Raw genomic sequence first — 21,517 nt, forward strand, 5'->3', positions numbered from 1 at the left:
TCAGACCGGGCGGGAAGATCATGGGGGGAACATGAAGCTTCATGCGGCAGCCTTGACGCTGCTTCTGCTGGCGGGCGGCAATGCCGCAGCCATGACGATGGAGGTGGCCGGCGACCAGATCATCCTGTCGGGTGAAGTCTTTCGCGGCGACTACAACAAGTTCCTCACCCTGATCAATCAGAATGCCGCCGTGAAGACGGTGGTTCTGCGGGATTCGCCCGGCGGAGACAGCCGTACCGGCTATGACATCGGCACCATGATCCGTGCGCGCGGCCTGAACACGGCCGTCTCGGGCTACTGCCGATCCTCCTGCTCGCGCATGTTCCTCGGTGGCGTCGAACGCCAGGTCGCCGATGACCAGCCGGTGGGCAAGACCCATGTCGGGTTTCACGGCAATTACGAGACCGGCGGCGGCGTCGACCGGAGCGCGGTCGAGAAGCTGCGTAAATACATCATCGATTTCAGTGACGGGAAGGCGGATGTCGAACTGGTCAACCGCTGGACCACGATCCCCACGAATGCGGGCTTCATCTATTTCTTTGATTCAGCCCGCCTGAAGCGCAATGACGGCATTTCGGTTTTCTTCTGCAATGGCAGTGAGAGCCGGGATAACCGCTACAACGAATGTGAAAAGATCGCCGGCAAGACCGGCTACGATCTCGGTGTGTTCACCTCGACCAAACTGGTGACGCCGAACAAGTGATCGGCCGTACCCGGCCGATTACACGCCGGCCGATCACTCAACTGGGTTATATCCCCCGCCGCCATTCCTCCTATGCTGATTAGGTCGACAGAATCGTCGGCATGACATGTCCAGGAGGGACATATGGTACGGAAGCCGTTGGCGCAGAACAGCGCCACGTTCAGCCACCGTTTGCGTGGCTGGCTGGGCAAGTCGCCTGGCAAAGACGATAGCGGGGTGCTGGATTTCCGCACCCGGGATGGCGCAGCAGGGCCCGGCCCGCGTGCGCTCGATTTCACGAAAACCCCATCGCTGCGCGACTGGTCGAACGAACGGCTTGCTGTCGTGCAGGATGTTTTCGGGATGAGCCGACATATCCCGGTGAATATCCGGGAACTTGATGCATCCATCGCGCGGCTGGGCATTGCCAGCAACAGCCTGGTCGCGGAACTGGGAGCGGGCCTGGGGGCATTGAGCCGTCGCGTGAACCGACTGTCCTGTCACGGGGTTGCCTATGAACCGGACGACCTGCTGTCGATCGAATGGAACAGGTCGATGCATCGGCAGCCGAACCGCGACCGGTGGACCCTGTCCAAATCCAGCCTCGACGAGATCGATTTCGGACAGTACCGCTTCGACTACATGCTGTCGAAAGAAGGACTGCTGGGGGTGGGAAACAAGCCGCGGCTTCTGGAGAAAATGCGCAAGGCCATGAAGCTTGGCGGCGCGATGCTGATCAGCGACTTCGTGCGCAGCGACGGTGGCTCCAGCGAGGCCTTTACGCGCTGGCGCCGGCTGGAACCGCAGCGGGTTTCCCTGATGACGATGCGCCAGTGGGAAGTGGCCCTGAAGGATTGCCATTTCGAAATCATCGAATGCGCCGATATCACGGCGCAGATCCGCCGGAACATCCTGCATGCCTTCGATCGCTATACGCGGTCGATCAAGGACATGGCGCGCAACATGGAGACGGGACGCCTGGACTGGGTGCTGGCGGAAGCCGAGCATTGGGCGCTGCGGCTGGGTGCGTTCGATGACGGCAGCGTCCAGGTCAGGCAGTTCTATTGCCGTGCCGGTGAAAGGTTCAGCTGATCTGTGGCTGTCGACCTATCGCAGGCCGAAAGCGCGCTTGAACACGTCGCCGAAGGCGGTGCCGACCTGGGCGAGATGCGTCACGCTTTCATAGTCGCCGGTATAGAGCTTGGTGATGATGGCCTCGCGCGGGGTACCAATGCCAAAGCGCAGATGCACCAGGTTGCCGCCGGCCGAGGTGACATGAGCGGTGACCGGACCGACTTCAGCGATTTCGACAATGATATCGGCGTCGCGCAGATGGGTCGCCAGCGCCGGCAGCACCTCGAGCCGGGCGCCCGAGACCGACATGTCGAGCAGGCGGACCGGTTGGCGCAGGCCTTTCCATAGCAGGCTGACCGGTTCGTTGAGGTCGAAACGCTCCTCGCGGCGCATGCGCGGCCGTTCCACGGCGAGCAGCATGACCAGCGCGATGATCAGCAGATTCCAGCAGCTCCAGAATGTATAGAGCGTGGGATCGCCGCCATCGGGCTGCCGGCCGTCAACCAGAGTGCTGGTGAAGGCCGCGATGGCGAAGGCGGTCAGTACGAACAGCGCGCCGGCTTCCAGAAAAACCGTCCAGTTGATCTGCACGCGGTCGCTCATCACGCCTTTACTGGTGACGTTGAAGGTCTGCGTTTTGCGGAACAGCAACGCAGTCCAGACGGACGGCGCCACGCGCGAGGCGCAGACGAACTCGGTCAGGTCGGTGAGAATCGGTACGATGCGGCCGCCGGAGACCCAGACGAACAGTGCAGTCGAGGAGAAGAAGGCCGGCATGAAGTGATAGGCGTAGTCGCCGGCATCGGCGCGCAGGATCGAGATGCCGCCATACCAGTAGAGCAGGGGTGCGATGAGGCCGAACAGGCAGAAGGCCGGCAGGCTGAGCCAGTAATTCGCGGTCTCGAGGAACAGGAAACGGTGCAGCAGGTCGAGGTTGTTGCGGCCGAACGGCCCGACCTTGACGAACAGCGACTGGATAGCGCCGATGCCCCAGCGGCTGCGCTGCTTGATGTATTCGCCGATGGTTTCGGGCGCGAGGCCGCGCGACAGCTTTTCGTTCAGGTAGCGCGTGACATAGCCGGCGTCAATCAGCTTGAAGCTGAGCAGGATATCCTCGGTGATGGTCTCCATCGGATAACCGCCGATATCCTCGATGGCGGCGCGGCGTGCCACGAAGGATGTGCCGCAGCAATAGGAGACATCCCAGGCATCCTTGGCCGGCTGCAGGGTGTCGAAAAAGAAGCGTTGTTCGTCGACCCAGGATGCCGACAGCATGAAATTATGCTGCAGCATGTTCGGGTTGAAGAAGAACTGCGGCGTCTGCACCAGCGCCACCTGCTGGTCGTCGAAGAACCCGATCACGCGGCGAAGAAACTTCTTCTTCGGCACAAAGTCGGCATCCAGGACCATGATGTAGGGCGCATTGGTTTCGGCTTTTGAGATGCCAAGCGCATTGTTCAGGTTGCCGGCCTTGGCGCCTTCGTTGCTGTCGCGGCGCAGATAGCGCACGCCCATGGCCGCGCATTTGTCGCGCAGCCAGTCGCGGCGCGTGTCGTCCAGGACCCAGACCTTGAAGTTGGGGTAATCCAGGGCGCGGGCGCCGAGGATGCTGCGTTCCAGCACCTCCCAGGATTCATTATAGGTGGGGATGAAAACGTCGACGGCCGGCATCTCGGCTTCATAGCTGCGGCGCTCGTTCTCTTCGGCGACGGGACTGTTGTCGCGATGTCGCCAGAAGGTGAGCAGGCAGACATAGGTGCTGAAGGCCAGCATCAGTTCCAGGATCAGGAACAGCAGGCCGAACACGAAATCCACCGGTTGAGCCAGCGGCGGCACCGTTTCGGTGATGCGCCACCAGAAGTACCGCAGGCTGAGCAGCAGCACGACGATGATCAGGCTGCGCCGCGCCAGCATGTTGGTGGGCTGCAGCACCGGCAGCAGCAGGAAGGCGCCGATCAGCAGGATGACGCCGGGCGCAGCAGCGAACAGGTTTTCCACGGAATCAGCTGGCGTTGAACAGGGTGGTGAAGCGCTTGCTCAGGCGGTCGATGGCGGTATCGATCGAGCGCAGCCGCCCGACCCGGCCGATCGGGCAGGATTCCTGCTGTCCTTCACCAGTAGAGAAATCCACGGCGAAGATCCAGCGCAACTGGTCGATACCAGCGGCAGTGGTGATTGCGAATTCACGGCGGTCGCCATCCTGGTCACCGCGCAGGCCGACCAGCCGGGCCTTGTGGCTGACCATCCGGCCATTGCGTTCGAACTCGACCACGGCGGCGTCACCGATGGACAGGGTCTCGTCGGTGCGGCGATCACGCGCCACCTCAAAGAAGATGCGCGAGCAATCGGCCACCTGCATCAGTGGCGCGCCGATCCCGACGGTGGCGCCTTCGCTTTCCAGCAGGCGCCACAGGACGCCATCGGCCGGGGTGGCGATGATCGCTTCGCCGGTCTGCTGGCGCCGGCGCTGTTCGGCCTCGAACTGGCGTTCGACCTGCGCACGTTCGGCGGCCAGTTCCGCACGACGGCTGATCAGCGACAGGCGCTGCAGTTCGATCTCGTCGCGGCGCTGCTGGGAATAGGGGGCATTGTTGTAGGAGTCGCTCAGGTAAACACCCTGGTCGGCCGCGCTGCGCTCCTGGCGCACGCGGTCAAGGTTACGGCGCTGGGCGACCAGTTCGGCCTGGGCGACATCGGCTTCGGAGCGGCGGCGGTCGAAGTCGGCGCGGCTGGCATAGCCTTTCTCGGCCAGCGGTTCGATCCGCTTGAACTGCGCATCGAGCAGGCGGGCATTGGCTTCAGCCCGGCGGACACGCGCCTCGGCTTCGGCGATCTGGGCATTCAGGTTGCTCACCACGGCGTTGCGGAACATGGTGCTGTCGCCGCCCAGCCGCTGCAGGAAGGGATCCAGCGCTTCGATCTGTTGTTCGATACCGCTGATACGTTCGGCCAGGGCATCGCCCTGGGCGCGCAGGCCGGCAAGCCGGACATCGCGTTCAGGCGGATCGCGCAGAACCGCCAGGGATTGACCGGTCTTCACCGGTTCGCCGATGCGCACGCCGTTGAAGCTGATCTGGCCATCGATGGGGGAGCGCAGTGTCTGCAGTTCGGCATTGACGCGGCCGGCCGGCAGCTGGGCGTAGAACACGCCCGGCAGCAGGGCGTAGCCGAACAGCCCGAGCAGCAGCAGACCCAGGCCGATCCGCAGCATGCGTCCGGGGGCGACGGATTTGTTTTTCAGGCTCTGCATGTACATCGACTTCGGTGGCTCCGTGTGAACAAGCCTGTCATAGCCGTCAGCGGAGCGGAGCCATTCATAAAAATACCGTAAGTAGTTGCCGGTCGGGGCCGGCCTTATGGTTAGCAAATGATTTCGGTGCGGATTACAAAGTCTTACTTCCTGCAATCGCAAGGCGGCACCGATGGCCGGGTTATCCGTTATATCTACTCACGCGAGCAGACCGCGGGAGACGGGGGGCTGATCGCCTGTTTGGGCGGCAGCGCCCTTGATACATTCAAATCTCGTAACAATGTCGTCAGTACCCCCCCTGAATTTGCCGGACCCGAATGATTAGCAGTCTCGCCCCCGTCGGCGCTCTCCTCCTCAGTGTTGCCCTGTTGCTGACCGGAAACGGCCTGCAGGGCACCCTGCTGCCGGTGCGGGCGAATCTGGAAAGCTTCGGCTCGCTCTCCATCGGCATTCTCGGATCGGCCTATTACATCGGCTTCGTCGCCGGCTGCGTGCTGACGCCCAAGCTGATTCGTCGCGTCGGTCATATCCGCCTGTTCACCGCGATGGTCTCGGTCGCCTCGGTGGTGCCGCTGGCGCATGCGATGTTCGTCGGCTCGGCCCCCTGGTGGGTATTACGCGCCATGACCGGGCTGTGCCTGGCGGGATTGTACCTGATCATCGAGAGCTGGCTGAACGAACGTGCGACACCGCAGAATCGCGGCATGATCTTCACGACCTATACGACGGTGAATTTCTCGGTCATCACGCTGGGCCAGATGCTGCTGCTGGCCGATGATCCCGTCCGCTTTCATCTGTTCAGCCTGGCCTCGATCCTGGTTTCGCTCGCCGCCGTGCCAGTGGCGATGACGCGTTCGCCGCAGCCAGCACCGATTTCTTCGGCGCGCCTCTCGTTGCGCGGCCTCTATCGCGTCTCGCCGGTCGGTGCGGCGGGCGTGCTGACAGTGGGGCTGGCGAACGGTGCCTTCTGGGGCATGGCGCCCGCTTTCGCCTCACAGGCCGGCCTGACCATTCCGCAGGTCGCCTGGTTCATGAGCGCCACCGTGGTCGGCGGCGCACTGGCGCAATATCCGTTTGGCCGATTGTCGGACCGGATGGATCGCCGCAAGACTATCATGCTGGCCTGTGCACTCTCGGCTGGGTCTGCCGGGCTGGTGATCTTCACCTACCTCACCATGCCGGATCTGATGATCGGTGCGGCGTTTCTGTTCGGCGTGTTTTCCTTTCCGCTTTATGCCATCAGCGTCGCCCATACCAACGACATGGCGACCGGCGTGGATTTCGTCGCCATCGCCGGTGGCCTGCTGCTGATCAATGGTGCGGGATCGGTGATCGGCCCGGTGGTGGCCGGCGTGGCCATGCAGCAGGTGGGGCCGCTGGGCCTGTTCGGTTTCACCGCCATCGTCCATACCGCCATGGCAGTCTTTGCAGTGCATCGCATGGGTCAGCGTGCCGCACCGGCGCAGGATCAGAAGACCGATTTCGTGACGATGCCCAGCACGGCGCCGGTGCGGGCCGATATAGACCCGCGTGCCGACGAGGTGGCGAACCAAGCAGCCAAGGCCGCCTGAACCCAGCGCCTGAATCTGACTGGGATCACAAAAAAACATTCTGCAGCAGCGGAAATCGATGGCGCAGTCGTATAGGCTGCCAGCATGACAATTCCGAATGCCCATCTCATGCCCGCCAGCGATGTCCCTGTGGCGATGTGGCTGGTCCGCTCCGGACTGGACGATATGTCTCCCGATGCGCTGGTGTCGGATTTCTGTGCCCGCGTCACCGAAGCCGGCGTGCCGCTGCAGCGTGTCTTTATCGGCATGGCGACCCTGCATCCGCTGGTACGCGCACGCGGCTATACCTGGACGCAGGAAGGCGGTCTGGTGGGCAACGACGCCATGCCGCATCGCGAGCCGGGCGATGAGCCCGAAGCCTGGGCCACCAGTCCGCTGCGCCACATGCTGGCAAACGGCATCACCGAAATGCAGCGGCCGTTGACCGGGCCTGATGCCGTTCTCGATTTTCCGGTGCTGCAGGAATTCGTTGAGCAGGGCCTGACCGACTGGTTTGCGCAGGCCTTCAGCTTTGGGTGGACATTCGACATCCCGACCCATGTGACCGATCGCTATGCCGGCATCGGCATGATCAGTTCCTTCACCACGGCGCGGCCCGGCGGCTTCGACGAGGATCACATCATGCGGCTGCGGCGGCTGGTGCCGCTGCTGGCCCTGGCGATCAAGGCGGCGATGCTGACGCAGCTCAGCCGCGACGTGACGGCGGCCTATATCGGCGGTGATGCTGCGCATCGCGTGCTGAATGGCGCGATCCGGCGTGGTCAGGCCCAGCGCGTCGATGCTGTGATCCTCTATGCCGATCTACGCAGCTTCACGGCGCTGGCCGACCGCATGACCATCGAGCCGCTGCTGGAAACCCTGAACGCCTATTTTGATTGTCTGGGGCCTGCCATTGAGGCCGGCGGCGGGCAGGTGTTGAAATTCCTGGGGGATGGCCTGCTGGCCAGCTTCCAGCTGGACGGCAGCCGTAGCACGGCTGAGGTTTGCGCCGCGGCGCTGACGGCGGCCCGCGAGGGACTGGCCTGCGTGACCGAGCTGAATGCCGCCCGGGAGAAAGACGGATTGCCGGTTCTCAGTTTCGATATCGCCCTGCACCAGGGCACGGTGATGTATGGCAATGTCGGCACCGGCGCACGCCTGGACTTCACCCTGATCGGACCAACGGTCAACGAAGCTGCGCGGCTGGAAAATCTCTGCGGCACGTTAGGGCGCAGCCTGTTGGCTTCGGCATCTTTCGCCTCGGCCGCGGGCGAGGCGGCGGGACTGGTCTCGCTGGGGCGTCATACGCTGCGCGGCGTGGCCGAGCCGCGCGAAGTCTTCGGGCTGAAATAAAAACGGCGCCTGTTAAGGCGCCGTTTCCATTCGCGGATGATCGCGGGCGATCAAAGAACCTTGAGGTTCACCGCCGAGGTCTTGCCCTTCTGGGTGGCCAGTTCGTATTCGACATTCTGGCCTTCGTTCAGGCTCGACAGGCCAGCGCGTTCAACGGCACTGATGTGCACGAAGACGTCTGCGCCGCCGGCTTGCGGCTGAATAAAGCCGTAGCCCTTGGTGTTGTTGAACCACTTCACGGTACCGTTCGCCATAGGAAACTCCTGATAGGCTTAGTCAAGAAAGGCATGTCGTCGACATGCCATTGGAAACGGCCATGCGGTGAGGCATGGTCCGAACAACCTGAATTTTGGATGAAGCCTGGCAGCTGTCGTGGGTCTTGAAGACTACGACGGCCTGCCGAAGCAGGCCAAAACATCGATTGCGAGGGTCATAAGAAAGCAGGGGTGCCGGCTTGTCAACGCACCGGCGGTTGCGGAGGCAGCCCGGACAGGGCTCAATTGCGGCAATATTGTGAAATCTTTGGCTTTTTTGCCTCTAAGCGGAAAGTAACCTTGAATTAAGGGGTGATGTGCTTATCTTAAGTCCTGGTCGTCAAGACCAACGATGATCGCCGACCGTAAAGCGGGATGCAGTGACCCGCCGGCGTATCATCACCGGTCTTCTTCCTTCCCCACAATCCGGTCTGGTTCCAGCGCTCAGCATCGTTGCGGAATTTCCGTTGGTGCGTGCGTTGCAGACTCTGGCATGATGCGCCGAAGCCGGCGGTATGTTCGGGCAAGGGTGGAAATGCATGGGAAAGCGTGAGCCTTTCGCAGGCCGGGCCCGATCTGCGTATCTGGGACAGGCCCTGTCCTGCGATACGGATGCCCGCTTTCAGCAGCCGCAGTCGCTTGCCTTTATCCGCCTGTGGCAAAGCGTCATCCCCTCCGGTCATCGGATTCCCTCGCGCGCGGCGTTGCCGCCCGAAGTCCTGCGCGACCACCTGCCACGTCTGGCGATCATCGACATGGATGCAGTGCGCGAGCGTTATCGTTTCCGGCTGATCGGCACCGAGGTGGTGGCTGCCACTGGCCGCGACAGCACCGGCCGCTGGCTGGACGACTTGTTCTCGCCGGCCGACATGGTCGTGCATCATCAGGCGCATGGCTGGGCGATGACCCGGCTGCAGCCGGTACGCGTGCATGGCACGCTGGCCTTTGTCGATCGCAGCTTCGTGCCGCTGGAAGCCGCCATCGTGCCAGTCTCGGTCGACCGGCCGGACTATGTCGAACAGTTTCTGATCTGCATGTCCTATGGTGACCCGCAGCAGCCTGATCTTCCCGGGCCTGACCGGACCTTTGAGACCATCGGTAAAAAGACATGAGGACGGCCGGCTTTTACACCCGGGTTACGGCCAGACCGTTGCCCGGGGGCCAGTATTCGGCCGACAATCTGGCTCCGCGCCGACTCTGGCGCCAGTCCTGATGTATTCGAGAGTCCCATGATCTTCGGTATTTCCTTCACTGAACTCGCCTGGCTTGCCGTTGCGCTTCTGGCGGCAGGTGCCTTTACGGGCGTTTTGGCTGGCGTGTTCGGTGTGGGCGGTGGCGCGGTCATCGTGCCGGTGCTGAACGAGCTGTTCACTCTCATGGGCGTGCCGGAAGAGGTGCGCTTGCCGCTCTGCGTCGGCACGTCGCTGGCGATCATCATCCCGACCTCGATCCGCTCCTTCAATGCGCACCGGCGCAAGGGAATGGTCGACATGTCGATCGTGAAGATCTGGGCCGTGCCAGTGGTGCTGGGCGTGATCGCCGGTGGCGTCATGGCCCGCTATGCCCCGGCCGATGTGTTCAAGGGCGTGTTCGTGCTGGTGGCCGGTGCCTCGGCGCTGCGCCTGCTGTTCGGCAAGGACAGCTGGAAGATCGCCGACGACATGCCGTCCAATCCGGTCATGCGGGCCTATGGTGTGCTGATCGGCGTGCTGTCGGCCCTGATGGGTATCGGTGGCGGCCAGCTTTCCAGCCTGTTCATGACCTTCTATGGCCGGCCGATCCACCAGGCCATCGCCACCTCGTCGGGTCTTGGCGTTCTGATCTCCATTCCCGGCGCAATCAGCTATATCTACGCGGGCTGGCCCAAGGCGGCGCTGTATCCCGATGTGGCGGCCATGCAGCCGCCGCTGGCGCTGGGCTTCGTCTCGGTCCTGGGCTTCGTGCTCTTCGTGCCGACCAGCATCTGGACCGCGCCGCTGGGGGCAAAGCTCGCGCATGCCCTGCCGAAGCGGAAACTGGAAATTCTGTTCGGGCTCTTCCTCATTACCGTCTGCCTGCGCTTCGTCATCAGCTTCTTCTGACGGCCAGTTCTTATGGCTGTTTTCCGACCCTGATTGACGGGACGGAACCCTGTTCACAATACCCGGACTGCGAGTATTGTATCTGGAGTATTCTGGTGGATGGGGGCAATGAAGCAGGTCCTGAATAACAGGCGGGCCCTGGTGGCGGTCGTGACGGCGCTGCTGGTGACCGGCTTTCTGGCGACGTCGCTGGCCAGCTATTTTGTCTCGCGGCAGTCGCTGCGCGATGCCGTGGTGCAGACCGAGCTGCCGCTGACCTCGGACAACATCTATTCCGAAATCCAGAAGGATCTGATCCAGCCGATCCTGATCTCTTCGGTGATGGCGACCGATACCTTCGTGCGCGACTGGGTGCTGTCGGGCGAGAAGGATCCGGAGCGGCTGATCCAGTATCTGCACGACATCAAGCAGCGCTATGGCGCTTTCACCAGCTTCTTCGTCTCCGAGAAGACCCGCAATTACTATCACGCCGACAGCGTGCTGAAGCAGGTGGACAAGGACGAACTGCGCGACGAATGGTATTTTCGCGTGCGCGAGATGCTGCTGCCCTATGAGATCAATGTCGATCCTGATCTGGCCAACCAGGACACGATGACGATCTTCATCAATTACCGGGTGCTGGATTATCAAGGCAACTTCATCGGTGCGACCGGCATCGGCCTGACGGTGAATGCCGTGCGCACGCTGATCACCGAATACCAGAACCGCTACGGCCGCACGGTCTATTTCGCCGATGCGCAGGGCCATATCGTGCTGGTGGGCGAAGGCGAGGCCGTGTCGGAGAACAATATTTCCGAACGCGGCTTGCTGGGCAGCCTGATGGCGGACTGGTCGCGTAAGGAAGTGAAAACCTTCGAATACGATTATCGCGGGCAGACGCGGTTCCTCAATGTGCGTTTCATCCCGGAGCTGCACTGGTTCCTGCTGGTGGAGAAGGAGGCGGATCGTGATCTCGCGCAGATCCGCAACGCGCTCTATATCAACATCCTGATCTGCATTGTCATCACGGCGCTGGTGCTGATCGCCACCTGGCTGACCATCACGCATTTCCAGAAACGCCTGGAAGCGATGGCGACCACCGACCGCCTGACCGGCGTGGCCAGTCGCCATGCCTATGACATCCTGATGGATCAGGCCGTGCGCGATGCGAAGCGGTTCAGCCAGCCGCTATCGGTCATCATGATCGATGTTGACCGTTTCAAGACCATCAACGACAGCCTTGGGCATGTCGCCGGCGATCGCGTGCTGGTCGGTGTGGCCAATGCGATCCGCGTCAGCCTGCGCTCGTCCGACATCATCTGCCGCTGGGGCGGCGACGAATTCCTGGTAGCCCTGCGCAACTGCGACCTGTTCAACGCCGAGCGGCTGGCACAGACCATCCGGCAGACCGTGGAAGGCGCCAGCTTCGCGCAGGATGGCCGCACGATCCGGGCGACGGTCAGTGTGGGTGTCACGCTGCTGCAGGCCGAGGACGAGCCGGCGGCCTTTATCGCCCGCGCCGATTCCGCGCTCTACCGCGCCAAGGAATCCGGCCGCAACCAGGTGAGCGTGCAGGACCTGATGCAGGCTGCCGACTGAATCCGGCGATCAGGCCGGCCGCGGAAAACCGGCACCGGCCCGTCAGCCGGCCCGATGAGGTTACCGGATATTCATTGCAGGTTTCCCGTCGTATCCGGAAATACACCTGATGGGCTGTATTTCCGTCGCCTATCGTGCCGCCAGCTATCAAGGACGGACACGGATATGGCGAACATACTTCTGGTCGAGGATGACCCGCTGGTCGCGAGAATAGTCGAGGATCTGCTTGAGGATCTGGGACATCGCGTCGCGCGGGCCGAGAATGGCATCTCCGGCTTCGAAAAATTCAAGATCGTGCCCTTCGATCTGGTGATCACCGATTACCAGATGCCGTTCGGCAACGGTGATTATCTGATCGATATGATCCGTGGCTTCGACGTGCGCTGCCATACGCCGATCCTGCTGATGAGCGGAGCTTTTCCCCGGCATATCTCGGTCGATGGTCTGCCCATCCAGGGCTTTCTGACCAAGCCGTTCCAAAACGATGCGCTGGTCGCCCTGGTGACGGCGACGCTGGAGGAGGCGAAGCATCTCCCCAGCCTGGGATTTCCCTGCGCCTACTGACGGCTGTCGGGAAGCATGGCGGACAGGGTGAGATTCGAACTCACGGTACCCGTGAAGGTACGGCGGTTTTCAAGACCGCTGCCTTAAACCACTCGGCCACCTGTCCGGCGGCCCGGTGATACGGCCGGTCCGCCGGGGCGTCAACCCGCAAGGCTGGAAAGAGGACGGTCAACCTGGGGCCGGGCACCGCCCAGCAGGGCCTCGACCAGATTGAAAGCCGCAGTCCAGGCGGCCTGGGCATTGCTGGCGGCCGGCTGATCCAGAATCCGGTCGACCGACCAGGCCAGCGCCGCCTTGGCGGTCTGGAATTTGCGATCCCCGGAACCGTAGACGGTATAGCGCCGGGCCAGCGCGGCCAGACGCTTCTGCAGCAGCGGGCTGTCATCCAGCAAGTCGACGATGCTGCCCAGCACCAGCATGAGCTGGGTGCGTTGCTCCGCCATGGTGCTGCGGGGCAGACGGACGCGGATTTCAGGATCCAGCGTCACCAGCCGGGCATAGAACATCTCGGCGAAGCGGTCTTTCTCCAGCGTGAGGATGCGGAAGGTCGTCCGCACCAGCCCGATCTGGATCGGCGTGATATGCGTGCTGTCCGGCTCCGGCATCATCACCGGCTGGGGCAGCACGTAATCGACATGATGCAGGGCGGCAGTCGCGGTCATGGCAGTATCCTTGGTGTCTGCAGTCTCAGCCCTCATGGCGAACCAGGCTCAGCAGATCGAAATGACGGGTGGCGCCGATCTTGCGATAGAGCGAGCGGCGCTGGACCTTCAGCGTGTTGACGCTGACATTGAAGCGGGTGGCGATATCCTTGAGCTGGCCGCCAACGATCAATGCCTCGGCCAGCCGCATCTCCGCCTTGGTCAGACTGAAGCCGGACAGCGCCGCCTGCGCCGGGACGGCCTGGCGCGCCAGCGGATCGGTGATCTCGATGGCGGCCGCGATCTGGTTGTCCTCGAAATGCGCGTTGCGGCCGATGACGGGGAAGACCCAGAGATTGTAATGCGGCTTGCCACCGCTGCGACGGAGCAGCAGCGTACCGCCAGCCAGGTTGCGGCTGTCATGCGGCATCATGTCGGCCTGCCCGCAGCGGGCGATCATCTGCGCCAACCGCTGGTCATCTTCGCGGTTCTGGGTCAGGAAGCGGTCCTGCAGGTAGGACAGGCCGTCATTCAGCGTGAGGATGCGCTCGGCTTCGCGGTTCATCGAGACGATGCGGCAATGGCGGTCCAGGCAGATCAGGCCCTTGCTCTTGGCATCCAGATACTGCTGGCTGATATCTTCGTAACGGCCCATGCCGACGAACTGCGAGCGGATGCGATAGGCCAACGCCAGATGCGGCAGCAGGTTCTGCAACGCGGCAATCTGGTCGTTCTCGAAGGGACCGGAGCGGCGCGAGCGATGTATGGCAACATAGGCCGCCGTACCTTCGCCAACCTTGAATACCGAACCGAGCAGATAGCGGATGTCGTAGTCCGACAGGTAATCGGTGTAGAACTCGCTGTTCTCGAATTCTGCGGGCGAGACGGCCTGATGGCAGGCGAGGGCGCGACCGATATTCTCGCGCTTGAACAGCACGGGGCGCAGCGGGCTGACGCGTGCGAAATGTGCGGTGTAGCGATCATACCAGCTGCGGTCGAAGGTACGGCTGGTGTATTGCACGATGGGCTTGCCGGTGCGGACATTCACTGTCGCCAGAGAGCTGTTCACGCCGTCGAAGGATGCGGTCAGGATGCGCAGGAAGTCGGCCCAGTGACCATATTCGATGGTGCCGGAATAAAGATGCGCCAGCAGTCGCGACTGCTCATCCGTTGATATGTGCCCCATGACAGCCCCCACTTGAATTCATGCGCACGGCTTGCAGGCCGGCGTGATCGCATTGCGTTACGCCGTTCGGTCCAGCGTGCGCGACACCCATATGTCTTACTGCATACGTGTGTTGGGGCGGCTGTATAGTCGGATTGGGTGATGTGCACCATCGCTTTTCTTTGGATGGCGTGTAATTTTTGTTTCAGTGTAAACGTCAATTACATCAAACGATCAGTAGTCTGGAATTCTTCAAATACATGTGACGTTTTTTGAAGCATTGTATCCCGACAATCACGAGTTTTGTTTCGGGCAGAAATAAACCCGATCGATAATCGCACGCTTCGGCAATCGTCGATCGGGCTGTGTAAGTTTAAAAAACAAACTTGAAACGGATTCGAAAGTCGGAGTGATCAGCTCTTCGCGGAGGCAGCGGTGCTGGCGCCGATCACTTTTTCTAGGCGCTCGACCGCCATGCGGTGAGCCGAGATCTTCAGCATCAGTTCCGCCATGGTCTGGCGATCGGCCACGGTCTGCTGTTCGAGATCGGCGATGCGGCGGCCGCGACGCTGCAGTTCACCGGAGTTCCAGCCAACCGCGAGGATCTGCCGCTTGTGGGCGGCGATCAGCTGCAGGACGATGAAGGCGCCGCCAGGGACGCCGATCAGGAAGAAGGCGATAATGAGCGTGAACTCGGTCATCACAGAAGCTCCATGGTGGGGCTGTGGTGTGGAAGCGATACTGTTACCACAGTTCCGCTGCCCAGTTGACTGAGAATCGTTAACGTCCCGCCATGCAGCTCGACCAGGGCCTTGGTCAGGGGCAGGCCCAGGCCCGTGCCGCCAGATCCGGTCTTATGCATGTCGCCGATCTGGACGAACGGTTCCAGGATGCGTGGGATGTCGGCCTTGGCGATACCGCGGCCGGTGTCCCGTATCATGAGGGCAATCTGATGCTCATTGCTCAAGGCCGTGACCGAAACCGTTCCGCCGGCGGGTGTGAACTTGATGGCATTCGAGAGCAGGTTGATGACGATCTGTTTGAAGCGCAGCCGGTCAGCCTTGATATCGATCTCGGGGATATCAACCTGCAATAGTACGCCCTTCTCGTGGGCCTGACTGGCGAACAGCCGCTGGCAGTCCTCCACGGCATCCAGCAGGTTCATGGGTTCGATCATCACCTGCATCTTGCCGGCCTCGATCTTCGACATATCGAGGATGTCGTTGATGATGCTCAGCAGGTGCAGGCCGCTGTTGCGGATATCGGTGGCGTATTCGACATACCGGTCGGCGATCGGGCCATGCAGACCACGCTCCATGATCTCGGAGAATCCGATGATGGCGTTCAGCGGCGTGCGCAGCTCGTGGCTCATCATGGCGAGGAAGTCGGATCGCGCCTTGCCGGCGGACTCGGCCGCCATCTTCGCGGCGATCAGGTCGCCCTCGCGCCGCTTGAGCGCCGTGATGTCGGTTTCCAGCAGAACCGACATCCCCGAGGTGGTACGGGCTTCGTCGACCTTGACCCAGCTGCCTGACGTATCGCGTTCGATCGTGGTGGTCTTCATCACCGGTTCGGAGAAGACGATGGTGGGGTCGCCACCGTTGCGGCGGCGATAGGCCTTGTTGGCCAGCACCATCTTGCCGCGCGCATCGAAGACCGCGAGACCATCGCCGATGCCCTCGATGGCCTGAGCCACCTCGACAAACAGCCTGTTCTCGGCCTCGCTGCGCATCTGGCGATGGTTCTGGCGGAAGAACACATAGGCCAGACCGACGGAAATGATGAAACAGGCCAGCGCGATGCCGATGCCCTCATTCCGGCGCGCCGCCATGAAGGCATCAACGGGCGCATCGAGGATGAAAGCGCCCATCAGGTCGCCCACGATCCAGCGATGCTCTGCGCCGACGGACTGGTGCCACTGCACGTCGTTATGGCAGCTGACGCAATCCTGCGTCGCCAAGGAGGGGTAGATGGTGCGCAGCAGGGTCACGCCGCCGATCTGCACGAAACGGGTGCGCGGCTTGGGCGCGACCTGACGCGCCATCGCGCTGAGCTGGCGTGCGGCATCGTCGTCCGGTGGCGGCGTGGTGATGTAACGATCGGACAGGCCGGCCCAGATAACGCGCATGGCTTCGCTGTTGCCGCGGTTGGCGGCGAGGGTCTGCAGGGCTGTGCGGCTGAAGGTGGCTGGCACCGGCAGGTTCGCGGTCTGGTGCATGCTGTATTCGGATGTATAGGCGTCGATCAGCTGCAGCACGGTTTGCTGTTCGGCCTGCGCGCTGCGCTGGAAAGCGTGACGGGCGGACAGGTAATAGCCAAGACCGAGGCCACAGCAGAGTAGGAAAGCCAGAATCGCAAAGGCGACGAAATGCCGCCACGAGCGCGAGTGACCGAAGCGCAGCGAAGGCTGCGTTACTAGTGGTGTATGCAGATAAGGCTGATACACGGCGCCCGGTCTCGATTCCCTGCAGATGAAAAGCGGCAGCAGGGATTGTCAGCGAATCGCTGATTATCCGCCATAATCCTTGGGGATTACGATGGTGTGCGAGTTTTCAGCGATCAGTGCGGGCCGGGAAGCACCAGAGCCACGGGCTTTTTTGGCAGGGTGCCGCGAGACACAACCGTGCTCGGATCATTGCTTAGTCTGATTTCGTGAGAATCTCGCAGGCGTGCCAGGAAGCGCTCTAGGGTGTTCTCGCTGAAGTAATGCATGGGGATCACCAACGGTGCGCCGATCTGGGTGATGACGTCCTGCATGTCAAAGATATTCAGTGTCAGTCCGCCATCGACCGGCACGAAGACCACATCGATCTTGCCAAGATCGGCCAGATGTCCCGGCGTCAGCTTGTGATGCAGATGTCCGAGGTGGGCGATGCAGAGATCGGCGACATCGAAAATGAAGATCGAGTTGCCGTCATATTCGGTGCCGTTGAAGTTGCGGATGTTGGTAGGCACGTTCCGTACCCGCATGTCCTTGTACTGCACGTTATGACGGGCAGGCTTGTCCTGATAGGACCAGCCGCGCAGAACATGAGTGATGCCGGGTTCGGGGTGATCGGTGTAGTGGGTGGTGTGCGCATAGTTCATCGTCACGATGTCGGGCCGCACCCTCGGACGAATGTAGTCGTTGTAATCGGTGGCAGCCGTCACGCCCTGTGGGCTTTCGATCAGGAAGGTGGCGTGGCCGACAAAGCTGATGCGCACGCTGCCGGGCGGCGCCGCGGCCAGCCGCATGCTTGCCGGCATAATCTGCGGGCGTGCCTGCGACACGGCGCCCAGACAGGCGGTCCATGCTGTGCCCGGCAGGATCATGGTCGTGAAACTCAACAGAGCAACGAACAGCGCCGGGCGAAGCATGGTAGTCACCTCAGGATTTGGGGGGCACGATCCATTTGTTTTGAGTCTTGGGCACCAACGATGTGGGCTCGCGATCTTCCTGGCGGCGGCCGGGATGATCGGTGGTGTTGCGCCGGCGACGGTCGGGCCCGGCATAGTCTTTCGACTTCACGAAGCGGCGCGAGCGCTCCAGCAGGCTGGACAGGCAGCGGGCCATCACTTCCGGATCGACCGGTTTGACCAGGAAGTCGTCGACGCCGGTGCCGCGCGCCTCGGCCACGCGCTCCGGATCGGCATGGGCGGTGATCATCACGATCGGAACATTCGGGTTGCCCAGCCCATCGGGCCGCCGGATCATGCGCACGAGCATCAACCCGTTGACGATGCCGAGCTGGAAGTCGCACAGGATCAGATCGAAGGCGCCCTGCTTCAGGGCCTCGATGGCCGAGGACATGTTGGCCATATGGGTGATCTTGCTGAAACCAAGCGCCTGCAGGATGGCCTGAAGCGTGGCCGCCGTGGGGGCATGATCTTCGATCAGCAGAATGCGTGCGCGCAGCGAGTCTGGCTTCATGTCCTGATATTAGCGGGGCAACAGCCCTGCCGGAAAGCAACAATCTGTCATTCCGGGCAGATGTTTAAGCCGAAGGATCGAAGGAATCCGGTTTGGGTTTGTCGCGGTCGGAGTCGCGCCGGCCCCGCAGGCTGCTGTCCTGGCGCTGGCGGCGGTCAGGCCCGAAATAGGCATTGGTCTCCACGAAGGCGCGCGGATTGTTCAGGATCGTCTGCAGGGTCTGCAGCAGGGTGGGGGGATGAATGGGCTTGGACAGGAAGTCGTTCGCGCCGGCTTCGCGCGCGGCAGTCACGCGATCGGGGCGTGTATCGCCGGTGATGAGAATGACCGGCATGTAGCGGTTGGTCAGCTTGGTGCTGGTCCGCACGGCCTTGATCAGGGCCAGGCCGTTGATCGCTCCGAGATTGAAGTCACAGAGCATGAGATCATAAAGCGTGCCGGCCTTGAGCAGACGGATGGCGGCTTCGACATCATCGGCGCGATCGATATGCTTGATGCCGAAACCCCGCAGCATGGCAATCAGGACGGCAGCATGTGCGTCGTGGTCTTCGACCAGCAGGATTTTCAGCTTATCCAGATTAAGGGTCATGACGGTTCCCGCAGCGGCTTGGCGGAATAATATACAGCCGTCGATTTACCGGGAAGCGGAATCCCGGCCCGTCGCCGGTCAGCGTTTGCAGATCGGGATTTCGCTGGCCAGGATTCGTTCCTGCAGGCGGCTGTAGTATTTGAAGCCGGGCCACTTCTCGGCCTTGATCCGGTCAATGATGTCATAGGTGCTCTTGCAGACACTGTCGTTGGTCTGCAGCGGCTTCATGGTGGCGACGGCCGCATCGGTTTCCCACTGCAGGGCCTGAGCGCGATTGGGATAGATGCGGGAAATGGCCTGGCGCCGCAACTCCACGGCAGCCTTGAATCGGTCGCCGTTGTCCTTGTCGAAGGTATACCAGTCGTTCAGATAGGTCTGACCATCGGGATCGGTCTGTGCGCAGCGGCGCAGGGTTTCACGTAGCTGGATGCCGGTGCGGACCTCGGCCTCGGCCTCGGCTTCCTTGGGGCCGAAACAGGGGCCCAAAGCGGCGCGCCGGTTCTGCGTCTGCGACCAGGCCGGCAGCGCCACTAGTACAATGACAAATAGAATCAGGGCACGCGACATCATGGGCGATTATAGCATCCGGTCGGGCAGGACAGGCAACGGGCCATCCTCGGCCAGCGCCAGAATGGCATCGACGAATCTTGCCGGCTCGGCAATTCCGCCATGGTGCAGCAGCATGATGGCCTTGTCGCGCATGGTGGATTCATCGAGTGGATTTTCCGGATCGCCGAAAGCATGCTGCCGCTCGGCGTTCAGTTCAGTGCCATCGTCGAGCTGCACGCTCACGCGCGCGCCCCACGCCCGCGGATAGCGATCAACGAAGGGCGCTGCGGCTTCAATGCTGACAAGGCGCGTCTGCGGCGCCAGGCGTGCACGGGCAGCGGCGTCGAAGCTGCCGAAATCCACGCGTCCGTCATTCAGCGCGGCCGCAGCCGTATGCTGCAGGGAAAACTTCGCCGCGTATTCGCTGTCCGGCGTCGCGCGGTCGCAAACATCGAGTGCGGCCTGATAGGTGGTGACGTGCACGCGTTCGATCCGGCGATTGCCAATGCGCGGCGCCAGTTCGAGGCTGGCATCAATGGTCGGATGCGTGTGGCGGCAGCAGGGCCAGGGCTTGATCGAGGTGAGGCGAAGCTGCCAGGGCGCGTCGGCATCCGCCAGCAGGCGTTCGGGCTGCGCATCGGAACAGGTGGCCTTGAAGAAGCCTTTGTCGCCTTCGAGAATATGCGGCGGTCCGGAGAAGCCCCGCGCTGCCAGATCGGCCGCCAGCAACCCGGCTTCCGCGGCGCGACCGGCATGCAGGTGCTTGCTCATTGCGCCGGTCTCGAGAAATTGCCACAGGCCCGAAGACTGTGTGCCGGCATTGCCGAGCGCATCCGTCATCGCGGCGTGATCGAGGCCGAGCAGATCACCGGCGGCGTAGGCCGACCCGAACGGACCGCAGGTCGCGGTGTTGTGCCAGATGCGGTAATGCGCGGGGCCAACGGCCATGCCGACACGGCAGCAGGCCTCGAAGCCACGCAGCACGGCGGCGAGGAAGGTGTGGCCGCCTGCATCGCGGCGACGGGCCAGCGCATAGGCCGCCGGCACCACCACGCAGCCCGGATGCACCACGGAAGCCCGGTGCAGGTCATCGACCTCCAGGATATGCGTCAGGCCGCCGAGCAGCATGGCCTCGCGGCCCGTCGTCAGCGGTTCGGCCGCAGCCCAGTCCAGCAGGATCGCGCCCGGCGCGGTGCTGCGGCCGGCCAGCGCATTGGCCAGGGCATCCAGCGTGAACAGCGCGGCGCTACGGTAATCGTCGGGCGTGATCGGCTTGGCGGCGATCAGGGCGACCAGACGCTGAGTGAGAGAAAGCGAGGCGAGGGCGGTCATAGCTGTGTTGCCGATGAGAGGTTATCGCTAGGCTTTCTCCGACTGTACCGATTCACGGATCGGAATCCCACTTCCTGCGTGGCCATGACCTGCCGATGAAACAGATACTCAGCGTTTTCGCCAATCCGGGCAGCATCCTTTTCATCCTGCTGCTGCTGGCGCTGCCGCTATCCTGGTGGCGCGCCACCCGGCGGTTGGGCATCTGGCTGGGAACCGCCGTGCTGGCCGCCGTGCTGGCGGTCGGCCTGCTGCCGGTGAACGACTGGCTGACGCGGCCCTTGGAGACCTATTTCCCGAAGCCGGTCCTGCCCGACCGTCTTGACGGTATCCTGGTGCTGGGCGGCGCCGAGGAACCGGCGGTCATGGCGGCGTACGACTGGCCGGAATTGAATGGCAGTGCGGACCGGCTGGTGGCCTTTGTCGCGCTGGCCCGTCGCTATCCGGACGCGCGTCTGGTCTTCAGCGGTGGTGCTGCCGTGCCGCATCCGCAAGGCGCCGTGACCGAGGCCGATGTGGCGGCCCGTGCCTTTGCGCTCCTGGGGCTGGATCCGGCACGCGTGACCTATGAAAGCACCTCGGGCAATACGGCCGAAAATGCCCGCAACACCATGGCGCTGATTCGGCCGCAGCCCAACGAAACCTGGCTGCTGGTCACATCGGCCATTCATATGCCGCGCGCCGTGAACACGATTGAGTCGGCTGGCTGGCCGGCCGTACTGCCGTATCCGGTGGATTTCCGGACACAGGAAGCCGCGCGCCCGAACCTGCTGCACAGGCTGGCTCGGCTGGATGCCGCCAGCAAGGAATGGTTCGGTCTGCTTGGTTATCGGCTTATGGGGTACACGCACGATTTGCTCCCCGCGCGCAGGAGCCCTGCACCGAAACCGTGAAATATCACAGTTTGGGACTGGCGGTGGCGGCCCCGGCAGGTTAATGCCTTGAAGG

21 protein-coding genes and 1 tRNA gene are annotated in these 21,517 nt (G+C 62.4%); 9 read left to right on the plus strand and 13 right to left on the minus strand.

Annotated features, from left to right (window positions below; translation table 11 throughout):
• Nucleotides 1-31 precede the first annotated feature (31 nt).
• Entirely contained in the window at nt 32-703 is a 672-nt protein-coding gene (locus tag AC1RRE_RS10935) for a hypothetical protein (RefSeq protein ID WP_492981164.1), read from the plus strand.
• Nucleotides 704-826: 123 nt separating this feature from the next.
• The gene (locus tag AC1RRE_RS10940; RefSeq protein WP_492981165.1) at nt 827-1,774 is read left to right on the plus strand and encodes a methyltransferase domain-containing protein; all 948 of its coding nucleotides are present in this window, start codon (nt 827-829) and stop codon (nt 1,772-1,774) included.
• 15 nt (nt 1,775-1,789) lie between these two features.
• On the opposite strand, the gene AC1RRE_RS10945 is transcribed toward AC1RRE_RS10940, so the two are convergent.
• Both AC1RRE_RS10945 and AC1RRE_RS10950 read right to left on the minus strand, forming a co-directional pair.
• Nucleotides 1,790-3,754, minus strand: coding sequence for a glycosyltransferase family 2 protein (locus AC1RRE_RS10945; RefSeq protein WP_492981166.1), 1,965 nt, complete (start codon nt 3,752-3,754; stop codon nt 1,790-1,792).
• A gap of 4 nt (nt 3,755-3,758) precedes the next feature.
• On the minus strand, nt 3,759-5,006 hold the full coding sequence (locus tag AC1RRE_RS10950; protein ID WP_492981167.1) for an HlyD family secretion protein: 1,248 nt from the start codon (nt 5,004-5,006) through the stop codon (nt 3,759-3,761).
• Between the two features lie 317 nt (nt 5,007-5,323).
• On the opposite strand from AC1RRE_RS10950, the gene AC1RRE_RS10955 reads away from it, so the two are divergent.
• Together AC1RRE_RS10955 and AC1RRE_RS10960 are read left to right on the plus strand one after the other, a co-directional pair.
• The gene (locus tag AC1RRE_RS10955; protein ID WP_492981168.1) at nt 5,324-6,577 is read left to right on the plus strand and encodes an MFS transporter; all 1,254 of its coding nucleotides are present in this window, start codon (nt 5,324-5,326) and stop codon (nt 6,575-6,577) included.
• 84 nt (nt 6,578-6,661) lie between these two features.
• The gene (locus AC1RRE_RS10960) at nt 6,662-7,909 is read left to right on the plus strand and encodes an adenylate/guanylate cyclase domain-containing protein (RefSeq protein ID WP_492981169.1); all 1,248 of its coding nucleotides are present in this window, start codon (nt 6,662-6,664) and stop codon (nt 7,907-7,909) included.
• Nucleotides 7,910-7,959: 50 nt separating this feature from the next.
• Here AC1RRE_RS10960 and AC1RRE_RS10965 read toward each other — a convergent pair whose 3' ends face one another.
• Nucleotides 7,960-8,163 carry a cold-shock protein gene (locus AC1RRE_RS10965; RefSeq protein ID WP_492981170.1) on the minus strand — a complete coding sequence of 68 codons (204 nt, stop codon included), beginning with the start codon at nt 8,161-8,163 and terminating at the stop codon, nt 7,960-7,962.
• Between the two features lie 539 nt (nt 8,164-8,702).
• Here AC1RRE_RS10965 and AC1RRE_RS10970 point away from each other — a divergent pair.
• The 4 genes from AC1RRE_RS10970 (at nt 8,703) to AC1RRE_RS10985 (ending at nt 12,386) form a co-directional block, all read left to right on the plus strand.
• Nucleotides 8,703-9,275: a PAS domain-containing protein gene (locus tag AC1RRE_RS10970; RefSeq protein WP_492981171.1), complete on the plus strand. Its 573-nt coding sequence runs from the start codon at nt 8,703-8,705 to the stop codon at nt 9,273-9,275.
• A 117-nt stretch (nt 9,276-9,392) separates the two neighbouring features.
• On the plus strand, nt 9,393-10,244 hold the full coding sequence (locus AC1RRE_RS10975) for a sulfite exporter TauE/SafE family protein (protein WP_492981172.1): 852 nt from the start codon (nt 9,393-9,395) through the stop codon (nt 10,242-10,244).
• 108 nt (nt 10,245-10,352) lie between these two features.
• Nucleotides 10,353-11,822, plus strand: coding sequence for a sensor domain-containing diguanylate cyclase (locus AC1RRE_RS10980; protein WP_492981173.1), 1,470 nt, complete (start codon nt 10,353-10,355; stop codon nt 11,820-11,822).
• Between the two features lie 165 nt (nt 11,823-11,987).
• Nucleotides 11,988-12,386 (plus strand): response regulator, encoded by a 399-nt coding sequence (locus AC1RRE_RS10985; protein WP_492981174.1) that lies wholly within the window; start codon nt 11,988-11,990, stop codon nt 12,384-12,386.
• Between the two features lie 16 nt (nt 12,387-12,402).
• On the opposite strand, the gene AC1RRE_RS10990 is transcribed toward AC1RRE_RS10985, so the two are convergent.
• From AC1RRE_RS10990 to AC1RRE_RS11035, 10 genes are all read right to left on the minus strand, one after another.
• Nucleotides 12,403-12,492, minus strand: a tRNA-Ser gene (locus AC1RRE_RS10990).
• Nucleotides 12,493-12,526: 34 nt separating this feature from the next.
• Nucleotides 12,527-13,048, minus strand: a complete 522-nt coding sequence (locus tag AC1RRE_RS10995; RefSeq protein WP_492981175.1) for a globin family protein — start codon at nt 13,046-13,048, stop codon at nt 12,527-12,529.
• Between the two features lie 25 nt (nt 13,049-13,073).
• Nucleotides 13,074-14,213: a helix-turn-helix transcriptional regulator gene (locus AC1RRE_RS11000; protein ID WP_492981176.1), complete on the minus strand. Its 1,140-nt coding sequence runs from the start codon at nt 14,211-14,213 to the stop codon at nt 13,074-13,076.
• A gap of 392 nt (nt 14,214-14,605) precedes the next feature.
• Nucleotides 14,606-14,893, minus strand: coding sequence for a hypothetical protein (locus tag AC1RRE_RS11005; protein ID WP_492981177.1), 288 nt, complete (start codon nt 14,891-14,893; stop codon nt 14,606-14,608).
• Nucleotides 14,893-16,638, minus strand: coding sequence for an ATP-binding protein (locus AC1RRE_RS11010; protein ID WP_492981178.1), 1,746 nt, complete (start codon nt 16,636-16,638; stop codon nt 14,893-14,895). Before AC1RRE_RS11010 ends, AC1RRE_RS11005 begins: the two co-directional genes overlap by 1 nt.
• 113 nt (nt 16,639-16,751) lie before the next feature.
• Entirely contained in the window at nt 16,752-17,549 is a 798-nt protein-coding gene (locus AC1RRE_RS11015; RefSeq protein ID WP_492981179.1) for an MBL fold metallo-hydrolase, read from the minus strand.
• A 10-nt stretch (nt 17,550-17,559) separates the two neighbouring features.
• Complete coding sequence (locus AC1RRE_RS11020) at nt 17,560-18,102, minus strand: response regulator (RefSeq protein ID WP_492981180.1); 543 nt, start codon at nt 18,100-18,102, stop codon at nt 17,560-17,562.
• Between the two features lie 64 nt (nt 18,103-18,166).
• Nucleotides 18,167-18,691, minus strand: coding sequence for a response regulator (locus tag AC1RRE_RS11025; RefSeq protein ID WP_492981181.1), 525 nt, complete (start codon nt 18,689-18,691; stop codon nt 18,167-18,169).
• A 78-nt stretch (nt 18,692-18,769) separates the two neighbouring features.
• Nucleotides 18,770-19,261, minus strand: coding sequence for a hypothetical protein (locus tag AC1RRE_RS11030; RefSeq protein ID WP_492981182.1), 492 nt, complete (start codon nt 19,259-19,261; stop codon nt 18,770-18,772).
• Between the two features lie 6 nt (nt 19,262-19,267).
• Complete coding sequence (locus tag AC1RRE_RS11035; protein WP_492981183.1) at nt 19,268-20,572, minus strand: MmgE/PrpD family protein; 1,305 nt, start codon at nt 20,570-20,572, stop codon at nt 19,268-19,270.
• A 95-nt stretch (nt 20,573-20,667) separates the two neighbouring features.
• On the opposite strand from AC1RRE_RS11035, the gene AC1RRE_RS11040 reads away from it, so the two are divergent.
• Nucleotides 20,668-21,462, plus strand: coding sequence for a YdcF family protein (locus AC1RRE_RS11040; RefSeq protein ID WP_492981184.1), 795 nt, complete (start codon nt 20,668-20,670; stop codon nt 21,460-21,462).
• The last annotated feature ends 55 nt before the right edge of the window (nt 21,463-21,517 follow it).

This window comes from Ferrovibrio sp. GW821-FHT12D07 (assembly GCF_058807275.1).

What these genes read in the sequence shown, in the direction of transcription:
- AC1RRE_RS11025 (WP_492981181.1), bottom strand. Translation starts at nt 18,691, where the DNA reads ATGACCCTTAATCTGGATAAGCTGAAAATCCTGCTGGTCGAAGACCAC.
- AC1RRE_RS10975 (WP_492981172.1), top strand. Translation starts at nt 9,393, where the DNA reads ATGATCTTCGGTATTTCCTTCACTGAACTCGCCTGGCTTGCCGTTGCG.
- AC1RRE_RS10955 (WP_492981168.1), top strand. Translation starts at nt 5,324, where the DNA reads ATGATTAGCAGTCTCGCCCCCGTCGGCGCTCTCCTCCTCAGTGTTGCC.
- AC1RRE_RS10950 (WP_492981167.1), bottom strand. Translation starts at nt 5,006, where the DNA reads ATGCAGAGCCTGAAAAACAAATCCGTCGCCCCCGGACGCATGCTGCGG.
- AC1RRE_RS10980 (WP_492981173.1), top strand. Translation starts at nt 10,353, where the DNA reads ATGAAGCAGGTCCTGAATAACAGGCGGGCCCTGGTGGCGGTCGTGACG.
- AC1RRE_RS10965 (WP_492981170.1), bottom strand. Translation starts at nt 8,163, where the DNA reads ATGGCGAACGGTACCGTGAAGTGGTTCAACAACACCAAGGGCTACGGC.
- AC1RRE_RS11035 (WP_492981183.1), bottom strand. Translation starts at nt 20,572, where the DNA reads ATGACCGCCCTCGCCTCGCTTTCTCTCACTCAGCGTCTGGTCGCCCTG.
- AC1RRE_RS10970 (WP_492981171.1), top strand. Translation starts at nt 8,703, where the DNA reads ATGGGAAAGCGTGAGCCTTTCGCAGGCCGGGCCCGATCTGCGTATCTG.
- AC1RRE_RS11005 (WP_492981177.1), bottom strand. Translation starts at nt 14,893, where the DNA reads ATGACCGAGTTCACGCTCATTATCGCCTTCTTCCTGATCGGCGTCCCT.
- AC1RRE_RS10995 (WP_492981175.1), bottom strand. Translation starts at nt 13,048, where the DNA reads ATGACCGCGACTGCCGCCCTGCATCATGTCGATTACGTGCTGCCCCAG.
- AC1RRE_RS10935 (WP_492981164.1), top strand. Translation starts at nt 32, where the DNA reads ATGAAGCTTCATGCGGCAGCCTTGACGCTGCTTCTGCTGGCGGGCGGC.
- AC1RRE_RS11030 (WP_492981182.1), bottom strand. Translation starts at nt 19,261, where the DNA reads ATGATGTCGCGTGCCCTGATTCTATTTGTCATTGTACTAGTGGCGCTG.
- AC1RRE_RS11020 (WP_492981180.1), bottom strand. Translation starts at nt 18,102, where the DNA reads ATGAAGCCAGACTCGCTGCGCGCACGCATTCTGCTGATCGAAGATCAT.
- AC1RRE_RS11040 (WP_492981184.1), top strand. Translation starts at nt 20,668, where the DNA reads ATGAAACAGATACTCAGCGTTTTCGCCAATCCGGGCAGCATCCTTTTC.
- AC1RRE_RS10985 (WP_492981174.1), top strand. Translation starts at nt 11,988, where the DNA reads ATGGCGAACATACTTCTGGTCGAGGATGACCCGCTGGTCGCGAGAATA.
- AC1RRE_RS10960 (WP_492981169.1), top strand. Translation starts at nt 6,662, where the DNA reads ATGACAATTCCGAATGCCCATCTCATGCCCGCCAGCGATGTCCCTGTG.
- AC1RRE_RS10940 (WP_492981165.1), top strand. Translation starts at nt 827, where the DNA reads ATGGTACGGAAGCCGTTGGCGCAGAACAGCGCCACGTTCAGCCACCGT.
- AC1RRE_RS11000 (WP_492981176.1), bottom strand. Translation starts at nt 14,213, where the DNA reads ATGGGGCACATATCAACGGATGAGCAGTCGCGACTGCTGGCGCATCTT.
- AC1RRE_RS11015 (WP_492981179.1), bottom strand. Translation starts at nt 17,549, where the DNA reads ATGCTTCGCCCGGCGCTGTTCGTTGCTCTGTTGAGTTTCACGACCATG.